Raw genomic sequence first — 12,550 nt, 5'->3', positions numbered from 1 at the left:
TGGCCGCCGACCACTAGGCTGACGCGTCGTCAAACGAGCGGGAGCGCGGGCATGGCCGAGGCTGGGCGGACGTACACCGAACTGGTGCTGGACGGGCTGGCCCGGGATCCCGGGCGGACGGCCCTCCATCACGGCGGGACGGCGCTGACCGCCCAGGAGTGCCTGGACTCGGTGTACCGGATGGCCCGCGCCCTGGACCGGGCCGGGCTGGGGCGCGGCGACGGGGTCACCGTGTTCGCCGGGAACACCCCGGAGGCGCTGCTGGTACGACTGGCCGCGAACCTGCTGGGCTGCCGGGTGGCGATGCCGCACCCGGACGCCCCCGTCGCCGACCTGGTGGCGCTGACCGCGTTCGCGGACACCACGGCGCTGGTGTTCGATCCGGTCCGCTGCGCCGCAGCGGCCCGGGCGGTGGCCGTCGCGCTCCCGTCCGTCGGCCTGCTCCCCCTCGGCCCGACGGCGCCCTACCCCGGCCCGACCCCGTTCGGCGGGCCGACCCTCGGGACCGATCTGCTGGAGCTCGCCGCGGCCTGCTCCCCCGCCCCGCTGGAGCCGCGCTGCCGCCCCGAGGACGTGATGGCCGTGCGGTTCACCAGCGGCACCACCGGGCGACCGAAGGGCGTGCTGCGCCGCTTCGCCCGGCCGCCCCGGCCCGCCCTGCTGTCCGGGTCCTGCTTCCTGCTCTGCACCCCGCTCAGCCACGGCGGCGGCACCAGCGCCGACCTCGCCCTGGCGGCGGGCGGCACGGTGGTGCTGCAGGAGGGCTTCGCCGCCGAGGAGGTGCTGGCGGCCGTCGAGCGGCACCGGGTGTCCCGGGCGTACCTGCCGCCGCACCTGCTCTACCGCCTGCTGGACCACCCGCTGCTGGCCGCGACCGACACCGGGAGCCTGCGCCGGGTCGGCTACACCGGCTGTCCGCCCTCGCCGCGCCGGCTGGCGGAGGCGACCCGGCGGCTGGGCCGGGTGCTGCACCAGACCTACAGCCTGACGGAGTGCGGGCCGGTCTCCCGGCTGAGCCCCGACGAGCACCTGGACCCGCGGCTGCTGACCACCGCCGGGCGCCCGTACCCGGACACCGAGGTGCGCGTGCTGGACGAGGAGGGCGTGCCGCTGCCGCCGGGGCGGACCGGGGAGATCTGCGTCCGCACCCCGACCGCGATGGCCGGTTACTGGCGCGACCCGGAGTCGACCGAGCGGGTGCTGCGGGACGGCTGGCTGCACACCGGCGACCTGGGCAGCCTCGATGTGACGGGCTATCTGACCGTGGCCGGTCGGCGGGACCCGATGGCGATCATCGAGGGGCACAATGTGTTCCCCCATGAGGTCGAGGAACCGCTGCGGAGCCACCCGGACGTCCGCGACGCGGTGATGTTCGCCACCGCCGACCCGGACCGTCTGGAACGCGTGCACGCGGCGGTGACCGTCGGACCGCACTCCCGGGTGACGGCGGACCAGCTGCGCCACTGGGCCCGGGAGCACGGGGACGCCCGGTGCACCCCGGACAGCGTCCTGGTCCTGCCGGCGATCCCCTTGGACGGACTCGGCAAGCCGGACCTGCGGGCCCTCCGCGCCCTGGCCGCGGAGCGGGCCGACGAGCACGCCGCCACCGCGACCCCCACGGGGGCGCGCAAGGGAGCATGACACGCCCCTCCGCTGCTTCGAGCGCCCACTCGGGCCACCTGTCGCACCGCGACCGGCGGGCATACCGACCGTGGGCACTCGACCGTGCGGGCCGAGCTGCCGATACACCCGGCGGCGCTCCCTCGCACCGTCCCCAGGAGGCACTCCCTTGACCTGGCTCCGCGTCCTGACCGCACTGGGCATCCTCGCCCTGGCGGCCAGTGCCCTGCTCGTCTTCGCCCTGTGCACCGCCACCGCCCGGGGGGAGCGCTCCTCCGCGGGCACGCCGCCCGACCTCCGGAAGGACGCCGAGGGCAGCGGCCTCTTCCAGCGGACGGGCGGCGACGGCTGAGGGCGCCTCAGCCCTCCGTGACGTCGTCCGGGCGGACCTCGATGTGGTCGGCCGCGAGGTCGACCGCCACCCGGTGCTCCATGCCGAGCGCCTCCAGGAACTTGACCGGCAGCTGCACCCGCCCGGTGCGGTCCAGCATCACGTACTCGCGCTCGTTGACCGATTCCTCGCCGTGCTCGTCGGTCACGGTGCGGCGCAGCACCTCGCTGCTGGTCCGGCCGTCCCGGATGGCCACCGTGCGGCGCACCTCGCCCGCGACCATCGGGTCGTGGGTGACGATCACGACCGTGGTGCCGAGCTCCCGGTTGACGGTGCGGAAGGACTCGAAGATCACCCCCGCGGTCTCGGAGTCCAGCTCACCGGTGGGCTCGTCGGCGAGCAGCACCGGCGGGTTGTTGGCCATCCCCACCGCGATCGCGACCCGCTGCTGCTGGCCGCCGGAGAGCTCGCTGGGTCGCCGGTGGGCGAGGTCCCCGATCTCCAGCGCCTCCATCAGCTCGGCCACCCGGACGGCCTGCTGCTTGGAGCCGAGCGCCCCGGAGCGGCGGCCGCGCAGCTGCATCGGCAGGGCGATGTTCTCGGCGGCGGTCAGGAACGGCAGCAGGTTGCGGGCGGTCTGCTGCCAGATGAAGCCGACCACCTCTCGCCGGTAGCGCAGCCGCTCCTTGGCGGACATCTCCAGCAGGTCGCAGCCCGCGACGGTGGCGGTGCCGGCGGTCGGTACGTCCAGCCCGGCGAGGATGGTGAGCAGGGTGGACTTGCCGCTGCCGGAGGCGCCGACCAGGGCGACCAGGTCGCCCTGCTGGATGGTCAACTCCAGGCCCTGCAGCGCCTGGACCTCGATCCCCTCGGCGCTGAAGATCCGTACCAGCCGGTCGCAGACGATGGCCGCGCCCGCTCCGTACGCCTTGGGCGAGGCGGCGGCGAGGGCCCGCTGCCGGAGTTCCTGGAGGCTGGGGGCCTCGGCGGTCGGCTGCTCCTGGGAGATGCTCTTCACCGCTGGTCTCCTGTCTCGACGGTGTGAACGAGGTGAACGGTACGGCCGGTTCGGCCGGCCCGGCTGGTCGGCACGGTCACGGCCCGTGCCACTGGTCCCGCTGTCATGCCTGCTCCCCCGCCCGCAGTTCGGTGGCGATCTGGCGCCGGCCGGCGACCAGCGTCTCCACCACCACCCCGAGTCCGACCAGCAGGGCCAGGCCCGCGGTGGGCAGCAGCACCGGCAGCAGCGTGGGCGTGACCGCGTCCCCGACCTTGGCGCCGACCAGCGTCGAGATGTCGAAGGCGCCGCCCAGCAGGGCGACCGCCAGCGCCGCGACCAGGCCGCCGCCGACCGCCGCCGCCAGGGTCTGCGGCAGCGCCTCGGTGACGATCAGCGCGAGCCCCTGACGGGGCCGCAGCCCCATGGTGCGCAGCCGGGCGAGCACGGCCGTTCGGTCGGGCGCGGCCCGGAACAGCGTCAGCAGCACGGCGAGCAGGGCGTACCCGGCCCCGGCGGCGGCCGCGTACCAGAACAGCCGCTCGGCGGCGTGCTGCAGCGGGTCGTCGGCGAGCTGGGCGGTGGTCTCCCGGCTGCTGTGCACCGTGTATCCGGCAGGCAGCCCGTGGGTGGCCTTGCCCGCCGCCGCGGCGTTCTCCGCGATCAGCTTGGCCAGGCCGGTCGGCTGGGCACCGCCGTTGTTCCGCAAGGTCTCCCGGACCTGATCGGGGTCGACGTCGCCGACGGCGAACCACTTGTTGGCCCGTTTGACGTCCGGCAGGCGTTCCCAGGCGGGACCGGCCGGGACGACGACGAAGGGCTTGCCCGGGTCCGGCAGCGCCGGGGTGGCGGCGACGATCCCGGCCACGGTGGTGTGCAGGTCGTTGCCGTTGGGCGTGCGCACCGCGGCCGGGCCGGCGGCCAGGCGCTTGGCCAGGTCGCGGCTGAACAGGGCGGGCACCGGGGTGTCCTGGCCGCCCGGCGTGCCGGCCAGCTTCGCCGGGTCGAACTCGCCGACCCCGAGGGTCCGGGCGATCTCGGCGTAGGCCGTCGGCTCGACCACCACCAGGTAGGCCTCGGTGTAGTCCTGGTCGGCGCCGACGAAGCGGGCCTTGGGCTCGACCCAGGCCCCGGTCGAGGCCCGGACGCCCGGCAGGGCGGCGGCGGCCTTGGTGAACGACTCGGACAGGGTGCTGTAGTCCGGGAGGGACACGCTGATGTCCCCGCCGGTGGCGATGCGCGCGGCGCGGGCCCGGACGTGCTCGACGGTGTCCAGCACGGTGGCGCCGAAGCCGGTCGTGGTGACGGCGATCAGCAGCGCGAGCAGCGGCAGTACCGAAGGCCTGCGGCGGCCCGAGTTGTCCCGGGCCGCCCGGGCCAGACCGAGGAAGCCGATCAGGCCGCGGCCCCGGCCGGCCAGCGCGGACAGCCAGCCGACCAGCACCGGTTCGACCCGGGCCAGCACCAGTCCGCCGGTGACGGCGAGCAGCAGCGGGGCGGCGACCAGCAGCGGGTCCAGCCCGGCGCCGGTGCCGACGCCCCGGCGACGGACCTCCGCCACGGCCGCGGCGGTGACCGCCAGCACGGCGAGTTCGCCGACCAGTCGGCGCCGCCCGCCGACCGTCCGGCGACGCGACCACAACAGGGCCGCGCGGGCCGGGAAGGCCAGCAACGCGATCAGGGTCGCGACCAGGGCCGCCAGCACCGCGCGGTCCCACCGGGCGGTGGGCAGCAGCACCAGCGCGAGCACCGTGCCGAGCACGGCGGCGGGCAGCACGGTGACCGCGCCCTCGCCGATCAGCCGGCCCAGCACCCCGGTGCGGGAGCCGCCGCGGGCCTGGAGCAGCCGGATCTCGGCACTGCGCCGGTCGGTGCTGAGAGCGGCGGCCAGGAACAGCACCACGGTGGCGACGCCCGCGACACCGGCCGGGCCGATCGTGCTGAGCGGCAGCGAGGCCCGGTAGCGGTCGTCCGCCCGGCCGAGGAGGTCGGGCAGGAGCGAGGTGGTGTGCAGGTCGAGGCGGCCGGTGTCGTTGGCCATGGCGGTGGCGTCGCGCCCGGTCAGGAAGGAGCTCAGGATGCCCCGGGTGCGGTCCAGCTGATCGGCGTGCAGCGAGGTGGTGTCGACGGGCAGCCGCCAGAAGTTCTCGGCGTTCGACCCCCACCGGGCGAGCGCGGGCAGGCTGCCGCCGTCGACGAATCCGCTGGTCATCAGGTGTTCGTGCTCGGGGTCGGTGCGCAGACAGGCGCGGGCCGGGCAGCCGAGGTCGTCCCAGAACGGGTCCTGGGGGTCGTTGACCCGGTAGAGGCCGACCACCACGGTGGTCCGCGGGGTGCCCGACCCCTCGAAGCCGTTGTCGATGACGTCACCGAGCTTGATGTGGATGGCCTCGGCGGCCGACTTGCTGATCACGATCGGCAGCTGCCCGCCGGCCTTGCCGGGGGTCGGCCAGGTGCCGTCGGTGAGGGTGGCCCGGGCGGCCAGGTCGTGCAGGTAGAGCAGGCCGAGGGTCGGATCGGTGTGCTTCTCCGCGATCCGGAGGTACTCCGGATTGGCCATGCCCCGCTCGACCAGGGCGCGGGCTCCGTAGGCCTGACCCGACGGGGCCATCGGCAGCTGCCGGCCGACCGTCTCGGTGACCTGCTGCTGCACCCGGTCGAGGTCGACGGCCTTGTCGTCCTCCATGGTCTTGGAGGTGGTCTGCAGGCTGGCCGCGTTGAGACCGGCCTGGCTGACGAACTCCCGGAGCGCCGTGTCCGCGCCCCGGTCGGTGAGACGGGGGAAGGCCGCCGCCAGGAACACGGTGACGAGGGCGAGGGCCGCCATCAGCACCGCGGCCAGCGGGTTCGCCCGCAACCTGGTGCGGACCCAGCGCGCGGGGCGGTGGGCGGGACCGGGGCGGTGGGCGGAATCGGGGGTGGGCACGCGGGTGCCGGCCTGGGTGGTCACATCTCCTCCACGTGGCGCAGCCGGCTGGCCACGTCTCGACGGCGGCGTCCGATCAGGAAGGCCGACAGCAGCGGGGCGACCGCGATCGCGGCCGCGAACAGGACGGCCTGGCCGACGGGCAGTTCGATCAGGGCCTCGGGCATCGGTCGACGGGCGGCGGGCGTCAGCACGGCGAAGGGGACGATCAGGTGGACGAGCAGGGCTCCGAGGGCGAGCCCGACCGTCCCGCCGAGCCCGACCAGCAGGGCCTGTTCGGCCGCGACGGTCCGGGCGACCTGCTTGCGCGGTGCGCCCAGGGCGAGCAGCAACGCGGAGTCCCGAGCGCGTTCGTGGGCGGAACCGGCCACGGCGGCGACGAAGCCGATCGCGGCGAGCAGGGCGGTGACCACGGCGATGGCCATCAGCGCGTTCTGCGGGGCGGCGCCCACCGGATCGCGGAGCATTCCTTCGGAGACCTCCTGGTCGAGCTGGACGTCCTGGGAACCGGGGGCGTCCCGCAGGGCGGCGGCCGCCTGGGCCGGGACGCGGTCGCCCGGCCCGGTGGCCGGCAGCCACCACTCGGCGCGGGCGGGCAGCACTCGGCCCTGCTCGGCCAACAGCCGTGCGGTGGTGGCCAGATCGATCACCAGGGCGTTGCGCCCGGTCGCCGGCACGGCCTGGACCACCCCGGTGATCTTGACCTGGAGCAGCGTCGCGGCGAACGGCGCCCGGATGACGTCCCCGACCCGGGCACCGACGAGGTTCAGGTAGTCCTGGGTGGCGACACCGGCCAGGACGTCCGGAACGACCGGCCCCGAGATGCGGAGGACGGCCCGCCAGGAGGTGTCGGTACTGCTCCCCAGCCGGTAGCCGACGGTGAACAGCCGCCCGGTGTCGGCCGGTTCGGGCCGGACGGTGGCGAGCGGCAGGGTGCCGGGGTCGGGCGGCGGTCCGTCGACCACGCCGCCCCGCCAGGAGAGTCCGGCCGGTACCGGGACGTCGGTCGCGGGTCCGTCGGCGGTGTCCGAGACGGCCAGCCGGTGGACGGCCACCTCGCCCGAGGCCCGGTCACTGAAGGTGACGGTCGCTCCGATCAGGCGCAGCGGTGCGGCGACGGAGCCCGTCGGCGCATCGACCAGCGCGCTCAGCGGGGCCGAGGCGTGCTGCTCCCCACCGGTGGCCGACAGCGCGGCGAACGCGACCTTGTGGACGTAGCCGAACCGGTCCTGCAGCAGGAGGGTCAGCTCCGGCGGGACGACGGCCACCGGAGGCATGCCGGGGAACTGGGGCGTGGTGTTGAAGTCCTGTCGGACGCTCAGGTCGGCGTCGATCCGCAGCGGGCGGCCGGGCAGCGGCACTCCGGCGTTCGCACCGGTCGGCGCCGACCCGGCGAGCGTGCCGAAGGTCTTCGCCCGGTCGGCCCCGCCGAGCAGGTCGTCGCGGAGCGGGACCCGGTCGACCAGGGCGGCGGTGTCCAGCGCGACCACCTGCCCGGTGCCGTTGGCCAGCGCCTGGTCCTCGCGGTTCACCGGAACCAGCCGGTCGCCACCGGGCAGGGCGCCGTAGCGGCCGCCCTGACCCATCAACGCGCTGTGCGAGCCGGAGATCCGCAGGCCGCCGGCCGTGTCGAAGGCGGCCTGGTCGCGCTGCGAAGTCGTCCAGGTGGCGTGCTGACCGAGTGCCAGCACCCCGGTGGCGACGGCCATCACCAGCAGCAGCACCGGCCCGGTGGCCCGGGCGGGCTGACGGGCCAGCTGCCAGCCGACCATGGCCGGGCCGAGACCGCTGCCGCGGGCCGCGACCCGGGCGCCCAGCCGGGCGACCAGCGGCAGCAGGCGCAGCACCACCAGGGTGCCCGCGCACAGCGCGAGGGTCGGGGTGGCGACCAGCAGCAGGTCGACGCCGAGCTTGCCGGCGGAATCGGTGGACAGCCCGCCACCGTACTGGGCGAGTTGCTGGTAGGCGAGCACCGCCAGGGCGAGCACGGCGAGGTCCCCGCCGTTGCGGGCGATGCCGGAGACCAGCGCCTGGCGGCGGCCGGCCCGGCGGCTCAGCGCGGCGCCGGCGCCGCGCAGCAGACTGGGCACGGTGGCCAGCACGATGCAGCCGAGGGCGCAGAGCACGGACACCGGCCAGAGCGTCCAGCGCAGTTGGGTGTCCAGGGCGACCTGGTGGGAGCGGCCGAGGCCGGCCAGCACGCGGACCAGGAAGGGCGTGAGCAGGGGCGCGAGCACCGCGGCCGGGAGGGCGAGCAGCACCGACTCCAGGGCGGTGAAGCCACCGAGCCGGGCCCCGGAGGCGCCCCGGGCGGCGAGCAGTTCGTTCTCCCGCTCCTGGCGGGTGGCGATCAGTCGGACCACCAGCAGCAGGGCCGCCGCGGCGAGCACGGCGAGTTGCAGGGCACCGATCAGCAGGGTGGACCGGGCGACCATCAGGCTGGCCGACAATTCGCTGACCAGGTCCGGCAGTTCGGTGGTGGCGGCGAGACCGGCAGTCTTCCGCAGATCGTCGCCCAGGCCCCGGGCCCGGGCACCGATGGCCTCGGCCTTGTCCTGGTCGACGCCCGCGAAGTCGGCGTCGAGCAGCCAACCGCGGCTGCTCTGCGGCAGACCGCCGGCGGTGAAGGCGCTCTGGTCGACCAGCATCGGGCCGAAGGTGGTGAAGCCTCCGGTCTGGACCTCGTGGCCGCCGACCGGGTCGATGCGCCAGTACGGGGCGGACGGGTCCACGGCCCGGTAGGCGCCGGTGATCCGGACGGTCAGCGGCGAGCCGTCGAACCGGTCGGCGAGTCGGACCTCCACGGGCAGCGCCTCGGCGGTCAGGCCGAGCCGGGTCAGCGTGGTCTGCGGGACGGCGACCTGCGGGGCCGCGGAACGGACCGGCCCGGTGACGGCACCCGGCCAGGCCCCGGCGATCAGGCGCACCTGGGACCGGTCGAGGTCGGCGAGCACCGTCAAGTCGGCCTTGGCGGAACCGGACTGACCGCTCCCCGGGGCCCCGGTGGCTGGGGCTCCGGCGGCCGAGGATCCGGCCGTCGGGCTTCCGGCCGCCGAGCCTCCGGCCGCCGTGGCGTCGCCACCCGGCAGACCGTAGGAGCGGCTGCGCAGCAAACTGTCGGTGCGTACCGGCAGATCGCCGAAGAGCTTCTGCCGGTAGGAGGCGAGTGCCTCCTCGTCCTTCTGCCGCTGGTCGAGGCCGTGTTCGGCGGTCACCACCACGGTGGTCCGGGCATGGCCCGCCCCCTGGAGCGCCTGCCGCAGACCGGCCTTACCGACGCTGCTGTTGAAGGTCACCAAGGCGGTCAGCACCGCCGTGGTGACCAGCACCGTCAACAGGACGGCAGCAGCCAGCGGCAGTCGCCCGCGCAGCCTGCGCACGACGAAGCCGAGCATCAAATTCCTCCCCCGGTCGCGTCCCCGGTCGCATCCCGGCCCCACCCATCGAACCGATCCGGGCGGACAGGCCACGGACGGACACCCCACGGGTACACCGGCGCATTGATCACCGGCATTCGGTCGCCGGATAGCGGACGATGCTGTCAGATTCGATCGGCGAACGGAAGGGACTTGCGCGAATCAAGTAAGCAATGAGCAAATTCCTTGCATTGGTAGCATCCCCACCCGGGGAAGAGCCTCTGAAATGCCATGCACACTTCACGATTCAGGCTTCATCGCACTCCTTTGACCTGGGAACTTCCTTTCCGTGAATTCTCCGATCGGGAAACTGAACCCGTGAAGCCATCACATCCGTTGGCCCGGACAGAACCGGACCGTCACCGCCCACAGGGGGACGCCGCATGACGCAACACCAGGCCGCCGACACCACCCTGACGACCACCGGCCCGATGGTGGCCGTGACCGATCTCCGGCGCAGCTTCGGCACCGGCGAGCGGACCGTCCACGCCCTGCGCGGCATCGACTTCTCGATCGAGCGAGGTGAACTCACCGCGCTCAAGGGCCGGTCCGGCTCCGGCAAGACCACCCTGCTCAACCTGGTCGGCGGCCTGGACGCGCCCACCAGCGGCAGCATCGTCCTGGACGGCATCGACCTCGGCGGGCTGGACGAGGACGGCCGGCTCGCCCTGCGGCGGGAGCGGATCGGCTTCGTCTTCCAGTCCTTCGGACTGATCCCGATGCTCACCGCCGCCGAGAACGTCGGCGTGCCGATGCGGCTGCGCAAGGTCGCGCCGGCCGAGCGCGAGGAACGTGCCCACACCCTGCTGGCCCTGGTCGGCCTGGCCGACCACGCCAACCAGCGACCCGGCGAGCTCTCCGGCGGCCAGCAGCAACGCGTCGCGATCGCCCGCGCGTTGGCCAACGACCCCGGACTGATCATCGCCGACGAGCCCACCGGCCAGCTGGACTCGGAGACCGGCCGCTCGATCATGGAGCTGCTGCGGGCGGTGGTCCGCAGCGAGGGCGTCACCGTCCTAGTCGCCACCCACGACCCGACGCTGATGGGGCTCGCCGACCGGGTGATCGAGCTCCACGACGGTCGGATCGTGGAGACGGAGTCGGAGCAGGCGGCGTAGCGGAGCAGGCGGCGTAGCGACGGCGGGCCGGGGAGGGCGGGCCAGGCGGGGACGGACTCCCCGCCTTTCCGCGCCTTCTCCGGCTCAACGCACCGTCGGTCGCGGCTACGGTCGCGGCGCCGGGTCGCGACGTCGGTCGCGCTCCCGGTCGCGGCTACGGTCGCGGCGCCGGGTCGCGACGTCGGTCGCGCTCCCGGTCGCGGCTCAACGCACCGTCGGTCGCGGCTCAGGTCCGGGGCGGTCTGATCGACTGGGCGTGGTGGAACACCTCCTCTCCGTCCCAATGCGCCTTCGTGCGCTGCAGTCTCGGATAGTTGCCCTTGTAGTAGAGCCTCGGGTAGGCCGGGTCGGGCTGGTCGGCCGTACCCAGATCGATGTCCGGATAGTTGACGTAGGCGCCGTCCGTCGTGGTGTCGATCTCCGGGATACCGCCCGTGTCCCGGTAGACCTCCTGGTAGAGCCCGCTCAGGTATTCCAGGTGGTCGGCGTCCTCGGCCGGATCGGTCCAGTAGGTCTGGTACTGCAGCTTCATGATCGAGTCCCGCTGCGCCACGGCCGTCTCCTCGGGCCGGCGGGCGTTGATCCGGCAGCCGTAGGAGTCGATCTGCACCAGGGTCTTGGTGAGGTCCACCCCCGGGACGTCCCTGGTCAGCCAGTCCCAGAAGGTGGCGATCCGGTCCTGGTCGAACGGCTCGCGGTGGTAGGCCGATTTGTACTTGCCGCGCTGGTTGTCGCCCGAGGGGTTGAGCGTCATGGTCGCCTGGAACCAGGGCATCTGCCGCCGCTTCTCCGGGTACGGCAGGAACAGCCCGGCGACGCTGTGGGTCTGGGCCCTGGAGCGCGTCGCCATCCCCTGCTCGACGGCGGCCACGAAGTCGTCCAGCGGGGCCGGGTCGTCGCCGTCCCACTGACTGAACAGCACCACGTTCCCGTTGCTGCGGTGGGTCAGCTTGAGGATCGCGAACAACCCGTCGTAGACCGGCTCGCGCGGTCCGCTGTGCGAGGCCAGGAAGGCGCCGAAGTTGGTCAGCAGCGTCTCGAAGTCACCCGGCCGGTCGATCAGTTCGGCCCAGGGCCAGGCGACGCTGCTGATCCAGACCCGTGGCGGCGGCTCGGGCGCCCCGATCGCGAAGTGGTAGCGCAGCACCACCCCGAAGTTGCCGCCGCCACCACCGGTGTGGGCCCAGAAGAGGTCCTGCTCGGGCGAGCCGGCGGCGTCGTCCCGGTGCGCCCGCGTCACCGCCGCACCGCCCCGGACGGTGACCACGTCGACCTGGACGAGGTGGTCCACAGTGAGCCCGTGCCGGCGGGAGAGCACCCCGAACCCACCGCCGCAGATGTGGCCGCCCGCACCGACCGAGTAGCAGGACCCGGCGGGCAGCGTGACGGCGTGCTCCCGGAACAGCGTGGTGTAGACGTCCCAGTTGGTGGCGCCGCCCTCGACGCAGTACGTGGGCCGACCGAACTTGTCGGTCGCGGCCGCCACCCCGCGCATCGTGCTGAGGTCGAGGATCACACCCCGGTCGTTGTCGACGAAGCCCTCGTAGCAGTGCCCGCCGCCACGCACGGTCGGGCGCAGCCCGTCGTCCAGCACCCGGCTCAACTCGGCCACCGCGTCGGCCTCGTCGGCCACCAGCCGGATCCGGGCGGGACTGCTGTGCCAGCGCTGGTTGAAGCCCTGACTCAGCGTCCGGTAACGGGGATCGCCGGGCAGGACCGTCCGCCCGGAGAATTCGTGTCGCATGGCCTTCCCCCACTTTCTCTGGTCCGAGAGAGTTCGGCGAGCCGCACGCTAACACCCGTATTCTGCTTTGGGAATTCATTTACGAATTAATGTGACAGTACGTCATTCCCGGTTCCCGATGGGCACCTTGTCCGGATCGCGAGGATCGCCCGTCGGAGGTCGATTGTCAGTGGCACCGGATACGGTCCACCACAACTCGACGAATCCGCTCCACCAGGAGGTTCGATGACGATCCACTGCCGCATTCTCCGCGTGCTCCGGCACTTCCGCCGGATGACACGGCTGTGGTGGGGGCCGGGGGGGGGGGCCCCCCCCCCCCCCCCCCCCACCGGCCCCCCGCCCCCGCGGGGGCCCCCCCCCCCCCCCCCCCGCCGGGGGGGGGGCGGGGCCCCGCGCCG

General features: G+C 73.9%; 7 protein-coding genes. 3 read left to right on the top strand and 4 right to left on the bottom strand.

All coding sequences use genetic code 11. From position 1 onward, the window contains the following. Positions 1–51 precede the first annotated feature (51 nt). On the top strand, positions 52–1,641 hold the full coding sequence (locus ACIP4P_RS00035; RefSeq protein ID WP_400913033.1) for an AMP-binding protein: 1,590 nt from the start codon (positions 52–54) through the stop codon (positions 1,639–1,641). 148 nt (positions 1,642–1,789) lie between these two features. Continuing rightward, positions 1,790–1,972 carry a hypothetical protein gene (locus ACIP4P_RS00030; protein ID WP_350512138.1) on the top strand — a complete coding sequence of 61 codons (183 nt, stop codon included), beginning with the start codon at positions 1,790–1,792 and terminating at the stop codon, positions 1,970–1,972. A gap of 7 nt (positions 1,973–1,979) precedes the next feature. Here ACIP4P_RS00030 and ACIP4P_RS00025 read toward each other — a convergent pair whose 3' ends face one another. From ACIP4P_RS00025 to ACIP4P_RS00015, 3 genes are all read right to left on the bottom strand, one after another. Next, on the bottom strand, positions 1,980–2,969 hold the full coding sequence (locus ACIP4P_RS00025; RefSeq protein WP_400913030.1) for an ABC transporter ATP-binding protein: 990 nt from the start codon (positions 2,967–2,969) through the stop codon (positions 1,980–1,982). 103 nt (positions 2,970–3,072) lie between these two features. Further along, positions 3,073–5,898, bottom strand: a complete 2,826-nt coding sequence (locus ACIP4P_RS00020) for a hypothetical protein (protein WP_400913027.1) — start codon at positions 5,896–5,898, stop codon at positions 3,073–3,075. Then, positions 5,895–9,269, bottom strand: a complete 3,375-nt coding sequence (locus ACIP4P_RS00015) for an FtsX-like permease family protein (protein ID WP_400913025.1) — start codon at positions 9,267–9,269, stop codon at positions 5,895–5,897. The genes ACIP4P_RS00020 and ACIP4P_RS00015 overlap by 4 nt, the downstream gene beginning before the upstream one ends. Before the next feature lie 404 nt (positions 9,270–9,673). Between ACIP4P_RS00015 and ACIP4P_RS00010 the strand changes: the two genes are divergently transcribed. Continuing rightward, positions 9,674–10,408, top strand: a complete 735-nt coding sequence (locus ACIP4P_RS00010) for an ABC transporter ATP-binding protein (protein WP_400913024.1) — start codon at positions 9,674–9,676, stop codon at positions 10,406–10,408. A 226-nt stretch (positions 10,409–10,634) separates the two neighbouring features. Here ACIP4P_RS00010 and ACIP4P_RS00005 read toward each other — a convergent pair whose 3' ends face one another. Continuing rightward, positions 10,635–12,152, bottom strand: coding sequence for an FAD-dependent oxidoreductase (locus ACIP4P_RS00005; RefSeq protein ID WP_400913021.1), 1,518 nt, complete (start codon positions 12,150–12,152; stop codon positions 10,635–10,637). Positions 12,153–12,550 lie beyond the last annotated feature (398 nt).

The sequence above is a fragment of the Kitasatospora sp. NPDC089509 genome (genome assembly GCF_044749365.1).
In the GTDB taxonomy this organism is placed as follows: domain Bacteria; phylum Actinomycetota; class Actinomycetes; order Streptomycetales; family Streptomycetaceae; genus Kitasatospora.
The sequence above is the reverse complement of the archived record's forward strand: the minus strand, read 5'-3'. Positions and strand labels throughout refer to the sequence as shown.